The sequence below is a fragment of the Bacillus sp. S14(2024) genome, from assembly GCF_050473785.1.
GTDB classification, from domain to species: domain Bacteria; phylum Bacillota; class Bacilli; order Bacillales; family Bacillaceae_G; genus Bacillus_A; species Bacillus_A yunxiaonensis.
Map to the genome: position 1 here is coordinate 2882805 of NZ_JBFLUP010000006.1, position 21542 is coordinate 2904346.

The 21542-nt window shown below is 33.2% G+C and carries 18 protein-coding genes; 4 read left to right on the top strand and 14 right to left on the bottom strand.

From position 1 onward, the window contains the following. Positions 1-8: 8 nt before the first annotated feature. Positions 9-860 carry a LysR family transcriptional regulator gene (locus AB1279_RS14895; protein ID WP_429759596.1) on the top strand — a complete coding sequence of 284 codons (852 nt, stop codon included), beginning with the start codon at positions 9-11 and terminating at the stop codon, positions 858-860. A 47-nt stretch (positions 861-907) separates the two neighbouring features. On the opposite strand, the gene AB1279_RS14900 is transcribed toward AB1279_RS14895, so the two are convergent. From AB1279_RS14900 to topB, 6 genes are all read right to left on the bottom strand, one after another. After that, positions 908-1036, bottom strand: coding sequence for a hypothetical protein (locus AB1279_RS14900; RefSeq protein WP_302850598.1), 129 nt, complete (start codon positions 1034-1036; stop codon positions 908-910). A gap of 262 nt (positions 1037-1298) precedes the next feature. Then, positions 1299-2378 carry a CDP-glucose 4,6-dehydratase gene (gene rfbG / locus AB1279_RS14905; protein ID WP_429759597.1) on the bottom strand — a complete coding sequence of 360 codons (1080 nt, stop codon included), beginning with the start codon at positions 2376-2378 and terminating at the stop codon, positions 1299-1301. A 30-nt stretch (positions 2379-2408) separates the two neighbouring features. After that, positions 2409-3368 (bottom strand): NAD-dependent epimerase/dehydratase family protein, encoded by a 960-nt coding sequence (locus tag AB1279_RS14910; protein WP_429761419.1) that lies wholly within the window; start codon positions 3366-3368, stop codon positions 2409-2411. Positions 3369-3462: 94 nt separating this feature from the next. Then, positions 3463-5565: a glycosyl transferase gene (locus AB1279_RS14915; protein ID WP_429759598.1), complete on the bottom strand. Its 2103-nt coding sequence runs from the start codon at positions 5563-5565 to the stop codon at positions 3463-3465. Positions 5566-5584: 19 nt separating this feature from the next. Beyond that, complete coding sequence (locus AB1279_RS14920; protein WP_429759599.1) at positions 5585-6334, bottom strand: sugar phosphate nucleotidyltransferase; 750 nt, start codon at positions 6332-6334, stop codon at positions 5585-5587. Positions 6335-6677: 343 nt separating this feature from the next. Further along, complete coding sequence (gene topB, locus AB1279_RS14925; RefSeq protein WP_429759601.1) at positions 6678-8822, bottom strand: DNA topoisomerase III; 2145 nt, start codon at positions 8820-8822, stop codon at positions 6678-6680. Between the two features lie 526 nt (positions 8823-9348). Between topB and AB1279_RS14930 the strand changes: the two genes are divergently transcribed. From AB1279_RS14930 to AB1279_RS14940, 3 genes are read left to right on the top strand one after another with little or no spacing between them, the layout of a single operon-like run. Then, entirely contained in the window at positions 9349-9690 is a 342-nt protein-coding gene (locus AB1279_RS14930; protein WP_429759603.1) for a PadR family transcriptional regulator, read from the top strand. After that, positions 9683-10165, top strand: coding sequence for a hypothetical protein (locus AB1279_RS14935; protein ID WP_429759604.1), 483 nt, complete (start codon positions 9683-9685; stop codon positions 10163-10165). Before AB1279_RS14930 ends, AB1279_RS14935 begins: the two co-directional genes overlap by 8 nt. Then, positions 10162-10689, top strand: a complete 528-nt coding sequence (locus tag AB1279_RS14940) for a permease (protein WP_429759605.1) — start codon at positions 10162-10164, stop codon at positions 10687-10689. The genes AB1279_RS14935 and AB1279_RS14940 overlap by 4 nt, the downstream gene beginning before the upstream one ends. Positions 10690-11084: 395 nt before the next feature. On the opposite strand, the gene AB1279_RS14945 is transcribed toward AB1279_RS14940, so the two are convergent. The 8 genes from AB1279_RS14945 to deoC all read right to left on the bottom strand — a co-directional run bounded on the left by AB1279_RS14945 (position 11085) and on the right by deoC (position 21233). Then, entirely contained in the window at positions 11085-12557 is a 1473-nt protein-coding gene (locus AB1279_RS14945; protein ID WP_429759606.1) for a protein adenylyltransferase SelO, read from the bottom strand. Positions 12558-12887: 330 nt separating this feature from the next. Next, positions 12888-13988 carry an HBL/NHE enterotoxin family protein gene (locus AB1279_RS14950; RefSeq protein ID WP_429759607.1) on the bottom strand — a complete coding sequence of 367 codons (1101 nt, stop codon included), beginning with the start codon at positions 13986-13988 and terminating at the stop codon, positions 12888-12890. A gap of 288 nt (positions 13989-14276) precedes the next feature. Beyond that, positions 14277-15479 (bottom strand): HBL/NHE enterotoxin family protein, encoded by a 1203-nt coding sequence (locus AB1279_RS14955; protein WP_429759608.1) that lies wholly within the window; start codon positions 15477-15479, stop codon positions 14277-14279. Between the two features lie 54 nt (positions 15480-15533). Beyond that, positions 15534-16694 carry an HBL/NHE enterotoxin family protein gene (locus tag AB1279_RS14960; protein WP_429750422.1) on the bottom strand — a complete coding sequence of 387 codons (1161 nt, stop codon included), beginning with the start codon at positions 16692-16694 and terminating at the stop codon, positions 15534-15536. Between the two features lie 782 nt (positions 16695-17476). Continuing rightward, positions 17477-17872, bottom strand: a complete 396-nt coding sequence (locus AB1279_RS14965; RefSeq protein WP_429759610.1) for a cytidine deaminase — start codon at positions 17870-17872, stop codon at positions 17477-17479. 39 nt (positions 17873-17911) lie between these two features. Next, positions 17912-19213 carry a pyrimidine-nucleoside phosphorylase gene (locus AB1279_RS14970; RefSeq protein ID WP_429759611.1) on the bottom strand — a complete coding sequence of 434 codons (1302 nt, stop codon included), beginning with the start codon at positions 19211-19213 and terminating at the stop codon, positions 17912-17914. 54 nt (positions 19214-19267) lie between these two features. After that, positions 19268-20449, bottom strand: coding sequence for a NupC/NupG family nucleoside CNT transporter (locus tag AB1279_RS14975; RefSeq protein WP_429759613.1), 1182 nt, complete (start codon positions 20447-20449; stop codon positions 19268-19270). 112 nt (positions 20450-20561) lie between these two features. Further along, positions 20562-21233, bottom strand: coding sequence for a deoxyribose-phosphate aldolase (gene deoC, locus AB1279_RS14980; protein ID WP_429759614.1), 672 nt, complete (start codon positions 21231-21233; stop codon positions 20562-20564). Positions 21234-21542: the final 309 nt, after the last annotated feature.

The following is a 21542-nucleotide window of genomic DNA, read 5'->3' on the forward strand; positions in this document are numbered from 1 at the left end:
TTTAACTCATGACAATAGCAAGATATGAAGTATTCCAAAAAGTGGTTGAACTAGGGAATTTCACAAGAGCAGCTGAACAACTTAACATGACACAATCAGCAGTAAGTCATGCTATTTCTAGTCTTGAAAAAGAGTTTGGCTATCCCTTACTACATCGTAATAAGCAAGCAAAGATTAGTAAAACTTCGTTTGCAGATCGAATTCTCCCGCATATCCGACAAATTTTAAACAGTGAAGCTATTATTAAACAAGAAATATCTCTTCAAAACAATCAACTAGAGGGCACTTTAAAAATAGGTGCATTTACAAGTGCTGCAGCTCAAATATTGCCAAAAATGCTATCGCAGTTTAAAAAGAACTATTCAGAAATTAAAGTAATACTATTTGAAGGTACTTATATAGAGATTGTAGAGTGGATTAATAACGGCACTGTAGATATAGGATTCATTATAGAAGAAGATATAAAAAAACAGTTTCAATCAGTACCTATTACAAAAGATGAAATTGTCTTAGGATTACCGAAAGATCATCCACTGGTTAATGAAAAAACAATTGATATAAAGACAATTTCTAATATGGACTTTATTATGCCAAAAGGTCCCTATCAATCATTAGTCTTAGAAAATTTATCTGCTCATAATGTACGCCCAAACATTATTTTAGAAGTATTGAATTGCGAAACGATTGTTAATATGGTTTCACAAAATATCGGGATTAGCATGGGCCCTGAACTATTTTTTAAATCTCATAAAAATATTGAAATAAAGAAATTAAAACAAAAAAAATATCGTCAAATTAGCCTTGCTTTTAAAGAAAAAACTCCTATCATACATGCTTTTCTAGTATGTAATCAATTATAACAGTATACATGAAGCCACAAACGTATTGTTTGTGGCTTCATGTATACTCATTTTTGTTTCATTCGTTTCACTAATAATTGTTTTACCTCGTTATATGTTAAACCAGATTTCTTATTCAGCTCTTTCACTTCTTCAATATCAGTGCCAACAACAGTGTATTTTTTCTCTTTGTTCATGCTGCACGTCCTTTTAATTTATGAATTATACTCATTTTCAGCAAATATGATAAGTTTCCGCCTACATGTAAAATAAATAGTATGTTCCTTATCTATTCCCTAAAATGAATGCTCTCAAACAGCAGAAGTATACTTCAATTCACTAAAAATAAACAAAACCTCGAATTATCGACTCTTTACAAGCTTACGTAATTCGAGGTTTATTTTCGTTGACGTCCTTATCATTAACTTTCTAACATATGAAAGTTGCTATTGACTTTACTTATGATTGACAATATTGTTGAATTTGCTTTATACATATTCCTCTCATGCTGGTATTCATATTATAATTTTTATACCATTCAACCGTACTGTCTAATGCCTGTTGAAGAGACCACTTTGGGCTCCAATTAAGTTTGAATTTTGCTTTACTAATATCGAGATTCAATAATGTTGCTTCGTGAAATTCTCTCTGTACATCTAATATCCCCCAACTCCCCGATCCCCAACTCTTTACTATACGAGTAACTACTTCTTCTACTGGGACAATGCTACTTGGAGTTGGCCCAAAGTTCCATGCTCCCGAAAAACGAACTCCTTCTGTTAAAATTTTTTCCGTTAAAAGTAAATAACCACTTAACGGTTCCAAAACATGTTGCCAAGGGCGCACTGCATGAGGGTTTCTAATTATAATTTTTTGATTCGTTTCCAATGCACGTATACAATCAGGAATGATCCTATCTACAGACCAATCGCCTCCACCAATTACATTGCCAGCTCTAACACTAGCAATAACTTTCTGATGATGCTCATATTTTTTCTCTGGGAAGTAAGAATTTCGATAAGAAGAAATTAAAAGTTCACAGCACCCTTTACTAGAACTATAGGGATCATGCCCACCCATAGAATCATTTTCTCGATATCCCCAAACCCATTCTTTATTTTCATAGCATTTATCACTAGTAACTATAATACATACTTTAACCGATTCATGTGATCTAACTGCTTCTAATATATTTAGCGTTCCCATAACATTTACGTCGTACGTATATTTTGGATGATGATATGAATAGTTAACAAGTGATTGTGCAGCCATATGAAATACAATTTCGGGTTTATATTTACTAAAAACATTATTTAATTTATTAAAGTCTCTAATATCTCCTCGTAGATCAATTATGTCACTTTGGAGATTTGTTACAACAAAATTGTCCTTTTTATTTTTAGGGTCCAAAGAATATCCTATAACGGTCGCACCCAGTTCCCTCAACCATATCGATAACCAAGAACCCTTGAAGCCTGTATGTCCTGTAATAAGAACCCTTTTTCCTTGAAATACATTATTAAAGTTATGATTTAACAAGTGATTCACACCTTTAAATGATAAAATTCCTTATAAATTTGGATACAAATGTTTATTATGTTTATACCAATTAATTGTTCTTACTATGCCTTCTTCAACATCTATTTTCGGTTCCCAGGCAAGCATCTTTTTAACTTTATTAATATTCGGCTTAGGGACCCATCTCTCATTTTCTCTATATGGAAGCGCACCATAATTTGGTTTTTTATCTGTCTGTAAATGTCCAAAGAGTAACTCTACATAATACTTTAATTGATGCACCTCACCACTTCCAATATTAAAAATATCATTCTGTACAGAATCATTCTCAATCGCTAAAATACAAGCGTCCACAATATTATCTATATAACAATAATCTCTCAATTGATTACATAAAGTTAAATCCACGTTCCTACTTTGCAATGTTTGTAAAATGATGTGAGCAAAAAGTTTATGTGGTGCTTCCATTTCGCCAAATACGCCAAAGGGTCTGAGGGTTATTATGTTAATATTGTTTTCACGAGCGATTTGATGAGCTATTATTGTAGCCGCCGCTTTGCTGCTTCCGTATATATCTACAGGATTTAATACCATATTTTCATCAATCAATTCAGTCTTATTTCCATATTCCGAACTACTTCCCAGATTAATAATTTTTTTACAATCTACTAACCTTGCAGCTTGAATAATATTTATAGTTCCTATAACATTCGTTTCAACAGCACTCATATAGTCTTTATGAGTTGGATTCACACCATATGCAGCAAAATGACAAATATAATCCGGATGAAATTTTTTTACTGTATTTTGAACTTGAGTTTTATTTCGTATATCTGCTTCATACACTTCAATACTACTTAATACATTATTAAGCCGCCATGAATTTGATGATTCTCTTGTCAAAATACCTACTTTTGCTTGAAGTTTTAATAACCTCTGTATGAAATGGGAACCAATAAATCCATATCCACCAGTAACAAGTACTCTGCAATCTTTAAAAAGGCTATTCATTATTATTTTCTTACATCCCTTTTTATAGTTTTTTATATAAGCAAAAGTGTAAAATAATTGTTGCATTTGTATAATTTTCACAAAAATATAAAAGTCACATTTTTAAATGAAAATCTAAATTGGAGTTTAAATTTGGTAGGGAAGAATACTGAAAATAGTTTTTGGCTGAAGATTTATTCGATGTTTCTACATATAAAGGGGTGAGCTGCTTCATAAGGCTCCTATAGAGGATATGGCATGTCTTTCTTATACTTTCGATGTAAGGAACATAAATTCCCTTTAAAATGAGTTGGTCAATGTTAAGAGTTTCATGTTTCCATAAATCAAACTCATTCATATTAAAAATTTGCATACTGCCAAAATGAAAAGAAACTAATTCATCGTTATTCACAAAAATCTTTTTGTTTTCAATTCTTATAGTATCTTGATTATTTAAAATTAAATTCCACGGTGCAGCATTAATCCCTTTTTGATTTATAATTTTAATATTAGAAAATAAATTAGGAATATGGTTTAAATATTTTTGATCTCCCCATCTATTATATTCAATATCATACTTATCTTCACAGTACTCGAGACACTTATCTCTCCACCATTCTAAAATTCCTATACTATTTTTATCATTTTTAAATCCAATTAATCCAGCTTGATACATACCATGTATGTTTTCAAGTTCTGTTGTACCTCTTTGCGTGCAAAGAAAAATAGAATATTTCCACCATTCACTTAAAATTATGTTAGGATCAGAAAAAAAGTACATATCTGCATCGCAGTATATAATATGATCAACTTCGGGATAATGTTTCAATATATGAAGACATAATGGAGCTTTTAATGTCCAGCAATACTCCTTCAAGCTTCTTTTATTCTTTACATTTAGGAGTTCTTGATTTTCGACTTCTTTAACGTGAATGAGTATAGCATGTTTCAACTGCAATTTTATTAAAGTTTGATAGGTAAAATCATCCATACAACAAATCCATACATTAAAGTTTTCTCCCTGATTTGCTAGTGAATAATAACAGGTTAGCCCTTGAATAATATATTTTTGACTTATAATTAATGAGAAGTTTAAGAAACTATTCCACTGATTCATTTTTCTTCTTAATTTTGAATCCTTATATGGCGTTGTTGCTTCTTTAATATCTTTACTACTTAAGAGTTTATTTGTCACTTTACCAATTTTTAATTTTAATTCTCTAAGAATGAATTGAATTCGACTTAAATATGGAGTGTAAATACATTCTAGTATATTATTAGGTATTTCAATTTCTCCTAAAGACCAAAGATCAAATTGATCTTCACTAAAAATTGTAATACATGCAAAATGATAGACAACTAATTTATCCGTCTCAATATACACCTCATTTAGATTTTTTGATATATTAAAATTATTATTATAAATACAATTCCATGGTGCTGCGTTTACTCCTAGATTTTTTGATATCTTAACCATCGGAAAATACATAGGAAAATAGTCCAAATATTTTTGATCTCCAAACCTTCCAATATCAGGATTAGAACCACACCAATCCAAACACTTATCTTTCCACCATCCAACACTTTTTAATCCATATGAATCATTTTTAAAGCCGATTAATCCTGCTTGATATTTACCATATGTTTTTTCTACCCAATCACGGTCCCTCTGAGGACAAAGAAAAACAGAATTCTCTCCCCATTCATCAAATATAACAGCGGGGTTAGAGAAAAAACATAGATCTCCATCACAATAAAGTACGGATGGTAATTTATAGTTTACAAGCAAATATTCTATGAAAACAGGTTTCAACGTCCAACAATATTCATTAACTTTTCTATTTTTCTTAATACTTTTTAATTGTTCATCCTCCATCTCTTCTACTCGTATAAGCATTACTTGATTCAAATTCATTTCCTTCAATATATAATAAGCAAATGAATCTATACAACAAATCCATAACGTGCACTCTTTTGTGTTTTGCATTAAAGAGTGCTGTAATGCAATTACTTTTATGACATATTCTGTTCCTGCTATGACGCAAAGATGATTCTCGTGTCTAAAGTTCTTATCATATTCTAATTGAGAATTCTTATTGACTATAGAATGTGTGGAACGATTTTTGACAAAATGATTTTGCGATAGTTGAAAATTTATTTTTTCTTTAGAGGGAATATATGGGCGAGGCAAATTCTCTTTTCTATTGTTAGAGTTCAATATTTTTCACTCCTTTTAACTATCCTTTATTAGGATCCCAATTTTCATTTGCATCTTTCAGATCTTTCGGTGTATCAACACCAATCCAAAAACCATCATATTCAAAAACCGCTAGTTCCTTATTTTTTATTAAATTACGCAATGGTTCTTCCTCGAGGATACACGTATCTTCATCACTTAAGTAACTAAATATCGCTTTATTAAATACAAAAAAACCTCCATTTATTAAAGTATCAATTAGGGGTTTTTCCTTAAATCCTGTAGCAATTCCGTTTTCAACCTGTAATAAACCATACTGACTATTCTTCCTAATTCCAGTCAGTGTTGCAATTTTTCCTTTTTCTTTATGAAATTTTATAAGCTCATTAATATCTACGTGTGCTAACCCATCACCATAAGTTACTAAAAATAGGTCATCCTGCAGATGATTTTCAAGCTTTTTCAATCTTGCTCCAGTCATTGTTTCTATTCCTGTATCAATAAATTTTATATTCCACGATTTCGGTTCCTCAAGCAAGTGATACTGATTTTTTTGGAGATCTAACATAAAATCATACTCTTTCCAGTTATAATCCACGAAATATTCTTTGATTTTTTCCCCTTTATATCCTAATGGCAATATAAATTCTTGATGTCCAAATTTACTATACCAGTTCATAATATGCCAAATGAGAGGTTTTCCCTGTACCCTGACTAATGGTTTAGGAACATCTTCTAGAATCCCCTGCATCCTTAGTCCTTTCCCCCCACAAAAAATTATAACTTTCATACTATCTCTCCTGACAAGATTGGATTATATAACTAATTTAAGATATGCGGACAGAGTATGAACTGTATACACTTATGAACTAAAAGGACAAATTTCTACAAAAGCCGCTTTAAATCCTTAGTCTTCTTTTCATCTGAAGTATTCCATCTTTAGTTTATTTAATCTCCTTATCCTTCTTATATTTTCATTTCAAATAAAAAAAGAACAAAGCATGAATACTGGTTTTTCATGCTTTGTTCCTAAGTTCTAAATAGTCCCTGTCGTTACATAAACAGGTTCTTTACTAACAAGCGGCAAAATTCCACTTAAAAGCTATCTTAAATAAAAGTCTTTTTATTCTATCTCACTTCTCAAACACAAAATTAATCTTATTATCTTTCCACTCTAATTTCGCATCAAACGTTTTATCGTTCTTCTTGAAACCTTTCATTAGTTCCGTCTGTTCACCTTTTAATAGCTTTTTCATATTCTTTTGCGAAATTGTTTTTCCTAATATCTTTTTAGAGATTGTGAAATCACATTTCGTTGTATTATAGTTCGAACACCCATAAAAAGTAGATTTATCAATGACATCTCCATCACACTTTTTACATTGTCCGACCTTTTTACCGACTGTAAATTTAGAATTGGATCGCTCAATAGATTCTACATGTAATCCCGTAAAATCCCATTTCTCAGACATTTCAATTGCATCTTCAATAATTTTCGCTGACAGCTTTTTCGTTTGTTCCATAAACGTTGCTGGTGAAGCTGTACCTTCTCCTATTTCAGCAAGGCGCTGCTCCCACTTTGCTGTCATTTCTGGAGAAGCTAATATTTTATCGCCAATTGCAGTAATTAATACTTTTCCTTTATCCGTCGCATACACTTGGTTCTTCTTCACATCAATGTACTTACGGTCTTTTAGCATCGTAATAATACCAGCGCGCGTCGCTTCAGTTCCTAAGCCTTCTGTCTTTTTTAACACCTTTTCCAGTTCTTCGTTCTCTAAATACTTCCCAGCTGTTTTCATTAACGTAATAAGCTGACCTTCTGTATAACGCTTCGGAGGCTGTGTCTTACCTTCTTTGACTTTCACTTTTACAACTTTTCCTTGTTCGCCCTCTTGTACAATAGGAAGAATTGTTTCTTCATCCTTCTCGTCTTGGAAAATGACTTTACGCCAACCTTCCTGAATTTGCTGTTTTCCTTTTGAGATAAATTCAGCACGTCCATCAACGAGCGTTGTAATTGTAGTATAGTCAAAAATCGCAGCTTCATAATGCGCTGCAATCAATCTTCTCACAATCATATCGTAAATTTTTCTTTCATCACCAGATAATCTACTTGGATTTGTTACTTGTTCTGTTGGAATAATGGCATAGTGATCTGTAACCTTTTTTTCATTCACATAACGCTTATTATTCATAATAGAATGAATTGGCGCTGGCAATACATCTTTATATTCTTCAAACTGGCTTAATTTCTGCAAAATATCAGGAAACGTTGCAGCTTCTCCTTCTGTTACGTAGTTAGAATCCGAACGCGGGTACGATACAATGCCTTTTTGATATAACGCTTGTGTGATATCAAGTGTCTTTTTCGGTGAAAATTTAAATGCTTTATTCGCCGTTGCTTGTAACGATGATAAGTTAAATAAAAATGGTGGCTGAAACTCTTTTCTCTCTGTTTTCATTTCTTTCACTTCAGCCGGTTTATTTTGACAAAATGCAGCGATTTTATTTGCCATATTCGGATCTTTTAAGCGAGATTCATTATCTTGTTCCCACTTACCTTCATATTTCTTTCCTTCTATATTAAAGGTTGCAAATACTTCCCAAAAAGGCTCTGATTTAAAGTTTTCAATCTCTTTCTCACGTTTCACAATTAATGCAAGTGTTGGTGTTTGTACGCGTCCCGCTGAAAAAACATCATTCATTCCTTTTTTCTTTAGTAAAATACTAAAAACACGGGAAGCATTCATCCCCACGACCCAATCCGCACATGATCGTGTATATGCTTCATAATATGTATTCACCGTATCTGCTTCATCAAGTAAGTTTTTAAATCCTTGATAGATTGCTTGCTTCGTTAAAGAAGAAATCCAAAGACGTTTCATTGGTTTTTGTACATTACAAAGATTAACGATATTCCGTACAATTAATTCCCCTTCTCGCCCGGCATCTCCCGCATGAATAATTTCTGTTACTTGCGGATTATGTAACAACTGTTTCACAACATTAAATTGCTTATACTTTGACTTTGTTACTTCAAATTGAAAACGCTCTGGAATCATTGGCAACGTATCTAATGACCATTTTTTCCACTCTGCATGATAATGTTCTGGATTACATAATTGCGTCAAATGACCAATGGCCCACGTACAATAAGCACCGTTCGGAAACAACTCATTTGCTTCCACTTCCAAATAACCGTCTTTTCGTCGATATTTAAATTGAGAAACAAGCGCTAAACCTTGATCTGGTTTCTCGGCAATAATTAATTTCATTTTATAACTCCCTATCTAAATTGCTGTATCACTTCAATTATATCTATTTACTTTTCAGATGAGTATAACCCACGATAGTTCAAATTCCATTTTATATGTTATAGACTTCTAATATTATACGCTTAATCGAAATACCTCCACAATAGTGATTGGGTATTCATTTTTTATAAAAAGTTAAATCATTTTTTATTATTTGTTAAAAAATATCTGTCATTTTCAACTGCTTCACTTTAAAAACACTCTTGCTTTTCTTGACATTTTTTCTCCTCGACAACATCTATGGATGACATTGCATTCATAGATGTTGAATTTATCAATTCTTCGGTAATATTTGCAATCGAATTCATGTTATCACAAAGATAAAAAACATATTGTATTTTTTAGAGTTGACGCGACGTTATATTAAATTTATACTGTCAGTAACATATTACTGTTAATGACAGTATAATGTTATTAACAGTGTTAATTTTAATGTTATGTTAACGAAAAAAATTTTTTACATTTAAATTAGGAGGTTATATATTTCATGAAACATACAGGAAGACATACAGGTGCATTTCTTTTGCTGTTTTTAACAGAGGGGGATAGCTATGGAGGGAAACTTCTACAGAAATGTGAAGAGGAGCTTCCCATCAATCCAATTGACAGTGCCATCATATATCGCACACTAAAAAAATTAGAGAAAGAAGGTGCTGTTGAGTCTTATTTGGATACATCTGATCAAGATAAGCCGATAAAGATGTACAAAATTACTACAGCTGGAAAAAGACAATTAGAAGATTTTCAAATAGATATTGAAGAAAAAATTAAGAATTTATCATTTTTTTTAAACAAATATAACAAATGGAAGGAGTCTAATCATGATTAATGGTGCTATCCTTTACGCTATAGCCATTATTCTTACCAGTATTTCTTTTATAAAGAATCGGAATAAAACAAAAGATGCTCTATCAAAGTCATGGAAAATGTTTCGTAATCTTATACCTTCCATGCTATCAATTATGCTGTTCGTCGGACTATCACTGTCTATATTAACGCCTTCCTTCATTTCTTCCATCATTGGGGCAAAATCTGGATTCATCGGTATTGTTTATTCAGCAATAATTGGCTCTGTTGCACTCATTCCAAGCTTTGTTGTGTTTCCTCTTGGAAATACATTAGTCCAAAATGGTGCGGGCCTCCCTCAAGTTGCGGCATTAATGTCTACATTAATGTCAGTAGGAATCACAACTTTACCGATGGAACAAAAGATATTCGGGAGAAGTTTTGCTTATTCTCGTAATGCATCTGCATTGTTAATGTCTCTCATATTCTCGTATATTATTTGGGTGGTGATGGTATGAATGAATTAAGAAGATATCGTTTCTTTTTCATTTTACTATTGGGACTCATTATATTGACTTTTATAAACCAATCGTTGGGATGGAACGCATTTCAATTAACAGGAAAAAGTATTTTAGATATGCTGTTTCTACTTCCCCCTGTCTTACTATTCGTAGGATTGCTTGACCAGTGGATGAAGAAAGAAACATTAATTAAATATATGGGAAAAAAATCTGGCATCTATGGCATCTTGTTCTCCCTATTATTAGGAGGAATTGCAGCTGGTCCCCTCTATGTTGCTTTTCCAATCGCGGCACTTTTATTAAAAAAAGGAGCGAGCATACGATACGTTGTATTTTTTCTAGGAGTTTGGACAACTGCAAAATTACCGGTTATGGTGTATGAATTTGCTTCATTTGGAGCTAAATTTACACTCATTCACATTTGTTTCGGTCTATTCTTTTTCTATGTAATGGGTATTGTTTATGAGAAGTTTTATGACCAACGACAATTGCTAAAGTATGATATAACGAAAGAAGTTTAGATTTAGATAAATAAGCCTTGGAGCCCCTCAATCCCAAATTCTTTTGTAGCTGTAGATTTTAAATAGCGTTACACATTTTATAAAGGGAAAAGAAAAGTTAACATTTGAAATTCCTTGACGGAAACCTGTAAATCCATCATGACTAACTACTTGAATGTAAGGATATTAGTCATTTTTTATAATCGCTATGGCCTAGTAAACAAGCTAGACATTGGGTATTTCAAAATATTAACTTGCTTGACATGAGGTGTGATTCCTACTAAAAAGGAAGAAATGATAAACTAAGATAATGCTACCTCAAATAAAGAAGTAGCATTATCTTATACGAACCTTAAGTCATAATAAAACGTCAACATGATTGTAGAAAAACGAAAAGAACCATCCCTTTTTCTATATCACGTACCGCAAAAAGTTCGGTAAGGACATGATGATGGCGCAGGTAGTGTCGCGTACTCATCTTGTTCAGGGGAATGCGCGTAAGGGTTTGAAAGGACTTTTAGAAGACGCTCCATCACGCTGTAATCCCCATGTTCTACAGCAGCTTCTAGCGCTTCTTCTACCCTGTGATTCCGAGGGATTATCGCAGGATTGTTTTTCCGCATCAATAAATGTGAAGAATCTTTTGATTCTTCCTGTCTACCTAGTCTTTCCTGCCACCGCTCATGCCACTGATCAAATTCTGGAGTTTCAAACAAATCCATATCCTCTATCTTATTAAAAGTTAAAGCACGGAAGGTATTCGTATAGTCTGCACGATTCTTCTCCATGATAGTAAGGAGGTCTTCAATAAGGGATTTATCCTGCACTTCTTCGTTAAATATCCCCAATTTAGCTCTCATTCCCGCAAGCCAGTTAGTATGATATACCTCGTTATAATTCAAAATTGCATCTTGAGCCATTTCCATAGACTTTGCATAATCACTATGCAGCAGTGGTAATAAAGTTTCAGCAAACCTTGCAAGATTCCATCCACCAATATATGGCTGATTGCCATAAGCATAGCGACCTTGAATATCAATGGAACTGAATACTGTTTCCGGATCATAAGTATCCATGAAGGCGCAAGGACCATAATCAATGGTCTCTCCACTAATGGTCATATTGTCAGTGTTCATCACCCCGTGAATAAAACCAACAAGTTGCCATTTTGCAATCAACGAAGCTTGACGCTTAATCACTTCCTCAAGTAGGAAAAGATAGCGATTTTCAGCAGTATCACCGTCTGAATAATGTCGCTGTAATGTATAGTCAGCTAGGCTTTGGAGCTCTTCAACAGTCCCCCATTTAGAAACGTACTGAAAGGTGCCAACGCGCAAATGACTTGCAGCCAAACGAGTTAGAATTGCACCAGGCTGCTCGGTTTCACGAATGATTGATTCACCGGTTGTTACCACCGCTAGGCTACGAGTAGTAGGAATACCAAGCGCATACATTGCTTCGCTGATGATATATTCGCGTAACATCGGTCCAAGTGCCGCTCGACCATCCCCCCGGCGAGAGTATGGTGTTCTACCAGAACCTTTCAGGTGAATATCAACCCTCTCACCTAAGGGAGTGATTTGCTCGCCAAGTAGCAGAGCTCGGCCGTCTCCTAACCGGTTAAAATGTCCGAATTGATGCCCCCCGTAAGCTTGAGCAAGAGGAAAAGCGCCTTCGGGAATCCGATTTCCTGCAAGCTCCGCTACCCCATCGTCACTTTCTAGTTCCTGGATGTTCAATCCTAGAGATGTTGCCAACGAATCATTGAGAATGATCAATTTCGGTGAGCGAACAGGAGTTGGATTGATGCTGGTGAAAAATAAATTCGGTAGACGGGCATAACTATTATCAAAGTTCCATCCTGTTTCTATTCTTTCTTTTTTCGTCATCTTACTTATCACCGTCACTTATCTTTTATATATCAGACAAAATTTAAATGGGATGGTAATTATGTATTTCTACACCAATACAAAGTAATCCCTTTTAATGTCTACTTCTGCCATTTTATTATACCCTTTCTATCAAAAGAAGGAGAAAGCAAATCATGTTTTATTCTGCATAAATGTACCTTATATGTGAAAAATTAAAATACATTTGTGTATTTATAAACAAACAAGGTTTTATGTATAAGTAAATCCCAATACAAAAAAACATACAACCATACCAGCAAAAACAAGGTTATATGTTTCTTATCTATTATTTATATGTATTTACAAACATTACAGTCCTTTTTGTACAATCTTAGCACCTTCATATAATTTATCTGCATAATTTTTAAGATCTTGCCAACTATCTTTCGCTGTCTTAAGATCTTCTTTTACAAACGCAAGCTGATCTGGACTAATTGATTCAACATTTTTTAGTAAAGAATCATATTTTGATCCTATTGTATGCCACTGATTCGATATATTTTGAAGAGCAGTAATAGCTGTATCAATTGTTTCAGTCATATGTTCAGTTTTATTTTTGGCATCTGTCAAAATAACTAATTCTGCCTCTGCTCCAGAGATTCTGGACTTTAATTGTTCTATTTCTTGTTGTGCAGATGCGATATTCTTGTCAGCAGTGACAATCAATGGTATACCAACCGGAGGTATAAATACAGCTAAAGCTATATAGCCACCACGCCTGTCATAGTTTTGTTTAATTGTATTATTACAATTGTTTATTTGTTGTTGTAGAAGCGGAATACCGGCGTTCGTACTTTCTAAAATAGACTTCAATTGATTAGCATCTTCTTTAAAACTTCTTGTATCTTCAGCCATTTTATTTCGGAATGTTTTCAACTTTTCTAGTAGCCCATCCACTTCTTGACTATTTTTCAAAATACTATTATATAATTTCTCCAGTTCATTTTTAAATTTCCCTGTATCTTTTTGATCTAAAGCAGTTAGTAATTGATTATAACTCGCTTGAAACGTATCATTATAACTCACGCTATTCTGATTCGTTTTCATAATATGAGGCTTTAGATCATCTAACCAATATGTTGCATTCGTTTGCGCATCCTTTTGATGCTTAATCATGTTTGCTTGTAAATTACTATTTATAGAACTTATTTTACTTAAATCTGTCTGCTGTTGATTACGGATTGTTTGGGCATATGAATCCATTGTAAGGATGCTTGCTCCCATTTTCTCCATTACTTCTTTAAATTCATCAGGACCAAGAGAATAGTTCTTATTACTTTCTTGCTGTTGAGAAATGCTTCTTTGCACAGTTTGTTCTGCCGCAAAAGTATGAAGTGGCACTACATTACTCGCTGCCATTCCGGTAATGAGCGTTGACAAAATAATTTTCTTATACAATTTCTTATTCATCTTCTTTCACCTATTCTTTCAGATACATTACATATTTTATGATATTCATAAACTTCAATACCTTACTTCAAATGCCTTTCGAGCGTTGTAAATGAAACACCATTTAAAACTTATATACATATAAATAGAGGGCTATAATACTCTCTCAATTCTATAATCCTTATCTAACTTAATAACTATATAGGAAATCTCCTACTCAAACTTGAGCAGGAGATTCTCATTATAGGCCCTTTATAAGAAGAAAATCAGTCTATTCTTTCCATCTTGTTGACAATTTCTAGAGCTATATTACATTTTGTCCTCTACTACTTTAATTTCACTGGCTTGAAAATCTTCAGCATACTTTTTAACATCGCTCCAGCTATCTTTAGCTGTCTTGAGGTCTTCTTTTACAAAAGCAAGATCTTCTGGAGTAACATTATTAACATCTCTAAGTAGATTCTTATATTTCGCTCCCATCGTCTCCCATTTATTTGAAATATTTTGCAGTGCATTAATAGCTAGATCAACTGTTTCTGTTAAACTTTCAGTTTGCTTTTTAAGATTTGTTAATCCGACGACTTGTGCTTTTGCACTTGAAATTTCTCCTGTTAACTTTTGAATCTCTCCCTGTGCTCTATCAATTTCTTGCTTTGCTAAAACAACTCCTGTTATACCCGCTGCTAGTCCACCTACACCGACTATAATAAGTGTAGTACCAACTCCAGCTGCTGCACCGGTAGCAACTAAAGCTGCACCACCTATAATAGCAATTGGGCCTAAGGCTGTTGCAACAGATGCGCTAATAAGAATTGCGTTATTTTTATTAATGCTCTCTAGGTTTGTTGAGATTTGTTTTTCTAGAAGAGGGATTCCTGAATCTTGGCTCGCTAGAATAGACGTAATTTCGTTGGCATCTGTTTTAAAGCCTTGCGTATCAGATGTTAATTTAGCACGAAAATCTTTCAAATCTTTCACTAGCTTGTCCACTTCTGCTTTATTCACTGAAATACTATTACTTAATCTTGTAAGTCCATTTGCTAATGTCACTTTGTCTTTATTATCTACAGCCGCTACTAAACTATCATAATAATTTTGAAATTTCGCATTATAATTAATAATATTTTGGTTCATACCAATCAGTTGCGGTTTCAGATCATCTAACCAGTGGTTCGCATTTCCTCTAGCAACACCTTGATGTTGTATAATCCTTGATTTCAAATCATCTTTAACTGCAGTTATATCATTAAAATTAGCATTTGCTTGCTTAAGAATTGTTAAAGCATACAGATCCATTGCTAAAACATTTGATCCTGTTTTTGCTACTGCATCTTTAAGCCCTTCTGGTCCTAATGAATACTCAGCATATTTATCTGCTACATCTTTAGCATAAATAGGAGCTGGTTTTGTTATATTTTCCGCTGCAGATGCATATGATGGCATGATACTCCCTGCTGCCATTGTGGCTATTAATGTAGATAAAGCCATTACTTTATAAGGTTTTTTTGTCATTTTCCTCTCTCCTTATATGATTTAAAATTGTTATTTTTCATTCAATAATTAGCCTTAGTTTACTTCTATTTTTGTAGCAAAATCTTCATATTGTTTTATTTGTTTATTCATTTCATCTGTAAACGTTTTAAGTTGAGTTAATTGTGTTTGTAGTGCCTTAGAATCTATATTCGTATCAGTATCAAGACCTGTCTTCATTTGAACCATTGTTTCATTTAATGCTTTCCAATCGTTTACTAAACCATCATAAGCCTTAAGTTGTTTCTTAATTAAGTTTGTAAAGCTACCTACTTGATCGTCAATAAGAGTCATTTGAGTCGTTTGAATTTCATATTGCGATAATTTTTGCAACAATAGGATTAATTGTTGTCGTTTCTGCTTAATCGTATTATTAGCTTGTTGTGTTTCACTATCAGCAGCATCTAAAATACCGTTACCAAGTTCTTGAATAGAAGTAAAATCTATCGTTTTCGTTTCCGCCCCTGTTTTAGCGATATCAACACTCTGCTTTCCAACCTTTATAGAACCATTAAGAATTTCTTTCGATCGATTTAAAATTTTTGTAAATTCATTTTGAATTTCTTCTTGAGTTTGTTTAATTTCTGCTCTAAGTTTTACAACATCTCCGTTTGCGCCATTTAAAGTTTGAACCGCTGTGTTAACTCTCTTAGAAAGGCTATCACTATCTTCAATCAATTGATCTTTATACCCATTTAAGTCTACTGAAGTTCTTTCCATATTCGTCTGAACCGTTTGCACTTGATTTTGCAATCTATTAAAAGCACTTATAAAGTCGGCTTTTGCTTGCGGATCTTCATTCATTTTTCCAGCTAATTCAACTAATCGATCATAATAGTTTGTAAATCTTGTATTAAATCCCTTCATCTCTTGATTTAAATCGAATAATTTCGGATTATATTCATCCATCCATTCTTTAACATGTTCTCTTGCAATGCGTTGATCAGTTGTCAAACTACTCATAGCATTTACTTTAATGTCTGGCTGTTTTAATATAACTAACCCGTATCCTTGAATTAAAGGAGTTTGTGATCCTAATGTTCTAATCGAATTTGATAGCGTATTCATAATAAATGCATTTTGAATATTTGCTTGTTGTAATTGAGGTTGCTTACTTTCTGCAAAAGCATTTACAGGTACGAAGCAACTTGTAGATACCGCTGTAACTAATAACCCTGCGACTAACGTTTTTTTCATGTTAATTCCTCCTATTAATTAGTATTTCTTGATTAAACAGTTAGACTAAATTTTAAATGTTTATATTTCTAGGAAAACTAGCCCTATAACTGTTTATCCTTATAGAACGTTTTAATGATTCTAATTTTGAGAATCTGATTATAGATTATAAATATTTGTACATAATGCCCTACTATAAACCTATTCCCTAAGCGGTTACATAAAAGACACGCACGAAGATAAACTTGATTTTGTATCTCATAAAATGTAACTAACGAGCTTATGCCCCTATTAAAACATTATGTTTTTACTAAGTAAATCACAAAATTCCGTTAACCATACATCAATTACCATATATTCAAATTATAAGATGGAAAAATAATTATATTAATAAAAAATTAGTAAACCTATTTTTATGTAATATATTAATTTAAATTTGATATTTCTATGTAAAATATAATTTATATAGGTATTTATTTCCAAGGAAATGTTTTCGATATAATAAAATACTATTTTATATACTACCTCCCTATATTTGGATATGTAAAATTACATAAAGAATGAGAGCAAATTACGTTGTAACAAGATCTTATTTTTAACATTTTTTTCGCAAAATAACTTTTTATATTATTATTTTGAAAGAAATAAATATATAAACCCAGTAACGTGAGAGTAAGTATAAAAATACACAAAAAGCCCGAATCATGCACTTTTTTAAGTGTTCACAATTCGGGTATAGTTCAATTAGAATAGCTTCTTTATTTTTATTTATCGTTTTCAAATCATACAATGCTTACCTTCTGTTAGATTAAATCATCTATCGTAAATGCACCTGGCAGCAATTGTTCAACTGTTACTTCTTTTTCATCGCCTTTTTGATTTGTCAATAATACTGGCATTTGTGGATCACAAAATTCTGCAATTACTTGTCGACAAGCTCCGCATGGTGAAATAGGACCATCCGTATTACCTGTTACTACTAAATAGCTGAAATCGCGTTCTCCTTCTGACACTGCTTTAAATATCGCTGTTCTTTCAGCACAATTACATAAACCGTAAGATGCATTTTCTATGTTACAGCCTGTATAGATTTTACCATCTTTCGTAACGAGTGCTGCTCCAACAGGGAATTTCGAATACGGAATATAAGCTTTCGACAACATCTTTGTTGCTTCCTCAATATATTTTTGTTTATCCATATTATTTCCTCCTTAAAGTACATTCAATTCTACTAACCATTAATCAGTAATAATAGTATGAATTAATGTTGGAGCTTCGGCCTTTTCTGATATAGAAATATTTTCATGAATTTTAGCTTTTACATCTTCAACATCTTCGCGATTTGCATAGATTGTAACTAACGATTCGCCTTCTTTTACAGCTTCGCCAACTTTTTTGCGTAACATTAAACCAACCGCTAAATCAATTTCATCCTCTTTTGTCGCACGGCCTGCCCCTAGAAGCATCGCAGCAATACCGATTTCGTCTGCAACAATGTGAGACACAACACCTGAAGTTTTAGCTGGTACATCAATTACATATTTCGCTTGTGGTAACTTTTCTGGATGATCTACAACCGAGCTATCGCCGCCCTGATTACGTAAGAATTCTTTGAATTTCTCAATCGCTTTTCCATTCTTCATAACTTCTTTCAACATTTCACGTGCTTCTTCTAATGTATTTGCTTTTTTACCAAGTACAACCATTTGACTTCCTAATACAAGCACTAATTCCGTTAAGTCTTCTGGCCCTTCTCCTTTTAGCGTATCAATTGCTTCCTTCACTTCAAGAGCGTTACCAATCGCAAAGCCAAGTGGCTGTGACATATCGGAAATAACAGCCATTGTTTGACGACCAACATTATTTCCAATTCGTACCATTGCATGTGCTAATTTTTTCGCATCCTCTTCTGTTTTCATAAACGCTCCTGCTCCTGTTTTAACATCAAGAACAATTGCATCAGCTCCAGCTGCAATTTTTTTACTCATAATCGAACTTGCGATTAATGGGATCGAATTCACAGTTCCCGTAACATCACGTAGTGCATATATCTTTTTATCGGCAGGTGTTAAATTACCTGTTTGTCCAATAACTGCAACCTTATCACGATTCACTAAATCAATAAATTGCTCTTTCGTAATTTCAACATGGAATCCTTCAACTGCTTCTAATTTATCAATCGTACCACCTGTATGCCCTAGACCACGTCCAGACATTTTTGCAACTGGTACATCTAAAGCAGCTACTAATGGTCCTAAAACTAATGTTGTTGTATCACCAACACCGCCAGTTGAATGTTTATCTACTTTAACCCCTTCAATCTCTGATAAATCAATTGTCTCTCCAGAATTCACCATAGCCATTGTTAAATCAGCACGTTCACGATCAGACATGTCTTGGAAAAAGATAGCCATTGCTAGTGCACTTACTTGATAATCAGGAATTGATCCATCTGTATATCCTTTAATAAAAAATTGAATCTCCTCTGTTGTTAATTCTTTACCATCACGTTTTTTCGCAATTATATCTACCATTCTCATCTTAATCACCGATCCTTTTTATTTTAATTTGTAAAAGGTCAACTTAGTAAACTCTCAATATATTAATCCAACTATTGTTGCGGATAAAAAGCTTACTAAAGTTGCTCCGAAAAGCAGTTTTAAACCAAATCTCGCTACCACATTCCCTTGTTTTTCGTTCAAACTCTTAACAGCACCAGCGATAATTCCGATTGAAGAGAAATTTGCGAATGAAACAAGGAACACTGAAATGATAGCAGTCGTTCTTCCTGAAAAATTAAAGTTCCCTTGTGCTAAATTTGTCATAGCTACAAACTCATTTGATACAAGTTTCGTCGCCATAATATTACCGGCATTAACAGCTTCATGCCAAGGAACCCCCATAATAAATGCAAATGGTGCAAATACATAACCAAGAATCTCTTGGAATGAGATACCAATTATTCCTTTAAAAATGGCATTAATAAAAGCAATTAAAGCAACAAATCCAATTAGCATAGCAGCTACTGTAATAGCAACTTTAAAGCCATCTACTATATATTCTCCTAATACTTCAAAAAAGGTCTTTTTCTCTTCCTCTTGTACTTCTAAAATATCTTCTTCTTCCGTAACCTCATAAGGATTAATAATAGAAGCAATAATAAACCCGCCAAACAAGTTCAGCACTAAAGCGGTTACAACATATTGCGGTTTTAATAACACCATATAGGATCCCACTATAGACATAGAAACCGTTGACATTGCAGAAGCACACAGTGTATATAATCTTTTTTCACTTAATAAACCTAATTGTTTCTTAACAGAAATAAATACTTCTGATTGTCCTAAAATCGCTGAAGCTACAGCGTTATATGATTCAAGTTTTCCCATTCCATTCACTTTGCTTAAAGCTAAACCAATATATCTCACAATGAACGGTAATACCTTAATGTGCTGCAAAATACCAATTAAAGCTGATATAAACACAATTGGCATTAATACTCCTAAAAAGAATGAAAATTCTTTTTGGTTTAACAAACCACCAAATACAAAATTAACACCATCACCAGCATACTTTAACAATTGTCCAAAGCCATCTGCGATTCCAGTAATTAGTACGTTCCCGATACTTGTATTTAATAGTAAGAAACCTAAAATAAACTGAAGTACAATCATCGTTATAATAGGGCGACATTTCACTTTTCTTCTATTATTACTTGCAAGCCATGCGATACCTAGCACAATTATCAAGCCTATGATACCGATTACATATTTCATAAAAATCCCCTTCTTTTCCGTATCCGCTTACATATTTTTAAAATGTTAAAGCAATAGATACACCATGCTTTTACAACAATTCGTATATCTATTGCTTACAACTTTTTATGAATTAATAGTTATCTGAAGCGTCGTTTGTATCATTTAATACAATTGCAACACTAGCACTTGCACCGATTCTAGAAGCACCAGCTTCAATCATTTTCTCTGCATCTTCACGTGTACGAACGCCGCCAGACGCTTTCACACCAACGTTTTCCCCAACAGTTTTGCGCATTAATGCGATATCTTCCACAGTTGCACCACCAGTTGAGAATCCAGTTGAAGTTTTTACAAAATCAGCACCAGCTTTTACAGACAATTCACAAGCACGAACTTTTTCTTCATCTGTTAATAAACAAGTTTCAATGATAACTTTTACAAGTGCTTTTCCTTTCGCAGCTTGTACAACTTCACGAATATCGTTTTCAACGAATTCATGATCCCCATCTTTTAAAGCACCAACATTGATTACCATGTCTACTTCAGTTGCGCCCTTTGCAATTACATCTTTTGTTTCAAATACTTTTGTCTCAGTTGTATTTGCACCTAAAGGGAATCCGATTACTGTACAAACATCCACATCATGTCCTGCTAATTCTTCAGCAGCTAATTTTACCCATGTAGGATTAATACAAACAGAAGCGAAATTATATTTCTTTGCCTCTTCTAAAACTTTCATAACGTCTGCTTTTGTAGTATCCGGTTTCAAAACTGTATGATCAATTAACTTTGCAATGTTCATTTTCTTCACTCCTCACATCTTTTAACAACTTCATTCTAACTCCACCTTGAACAAATGTAAACATACTTTTGAAATTTTGTTCAACACTTTTTTGAGATAGTGAAATAAGTTTTTAAAATTGACACAAAAAGGGCGCTGCCACATTAACAGCTCCCTCATAAAACACACCATTTATTCATTCATAAAAAAATCTATTTCACAAATTTCTTATGCAAACCATTACTTCATCATGAAATTTTTATCGAAAAACACATATGTTGCACAGCCACATGCTAAAAGAAGGTTTCTCAAATTTTTATTTTTGAGAAA

Bases quoted from the DNA above. Each gene is read 5' to 3' on its own strand.
- topB (WP_429759601.1), bottom strand. From the start codon at position 8,822: ATGAAATTAATTATTGCCGAGAAACCAGATCAAGGTTTAGCGCTTGTT.
- AB1279_RS14950 (WP_429759607.1), bottom strand. From the start codon at position 13,988: ATGAATAAGAAATTGTATAAGAAAATTATTTTGTCAACGCTCATTACC.
- deoC (WP_429759614.1), bottom strand. From the start codon at position 21,233: ATGAACATTGCAAAGTTAATTGATCATACAGTTTTGAAACCGGATACT.
- AB1279_RS14970 (WP_429759611.1), bottom strand. From the start codon at position 19,213: ATGAGAATGGTAGATATAATTGCGAAAAAACGTGATGGTAAAGAATTA.
- AB1279_RS14975 (WP_429759613.1), bottom strand. From the start codon at position 20,449: ATGAAATATGTAATCGGTATCATAGGCTTGATAATTGTGCTAGGTATC.
- AB1279_RS14945 (WP_429759606.1), bottom strand. From the start codon at position 12,557: ATGACGAAAAAAGAAAGAATAGAAACAGGATGGAACTTTGATAATAGT.
- AB1279_RS14910 (WP_429761419.1), bottom strand. From the start codon at position 3,368: ATGAATAGCCTTTTTAAAGATTGCAGAGTACTTGTTACTGGTGGATAT.
- AB1279_RS14900 (WP_302850598.1), bottom strand. From the start codon at position 1,036: ATGAACAAAGAGAAAAAATACACTGTTGTTGGCACTGATATTGAAGAA.
- AB1279_RS14935 (WP_429759604.1), top strand. From the start codon at position 9,683: ATGATTAATGGTGCTATCCTTTACGCTATAGCCATTATTCTTACCAGT.
- AB1279_RS14895 (WP_429759596.1), top strand. From the start codon at position 9: ATGACAATAGCAAGATATGAAGTATTCCAAAAAGTGGTTGAACTAGGG.
- AB1279_RS14965 (WP_429759610.1), bottom strand. From the start codon at position 17,872: ATGGATAAACAAAAATATATTGAGGAAGCAACAAAGATGTTGTCGAAA.
- AB1279_RS14955 (WP_429759608.1), bottom strand. From the start codon at position 15,479: ATGACAAAAAAACCTTATAAAGTAATGGCTTTATCTACATTAATAGCC.
- AB1279_RS14940 (WP_429759605.1), top strand. From the start codon at position 10,162: ATGAATGAATTAAGAAGATATCGTTTCTTTTTCATTTTACTATTGGGA.
- AB1279_RS14930 (WP_429759603.1), top strand. From the start codon at position 9,349: ATGAAACATACAGGAAGACATACAGGTGCATTTCTTTTGCTGTTTTTA.
- AB1279_RS14960 (WP_429750422.1), bottom strand. From the start codon at position 16,694: ATGAAAAAAACGTTAGTCGCAGGGTTATTAGTTACAGCGGTATCTACA.
- AB1279_RS14920 (WP_429759599.1), bottom strand. From the start codon at position 6,334: ATGAAAGTTATAATTTTTTGTGGGGGGAAAGGACTAAGGATGCAGGGG.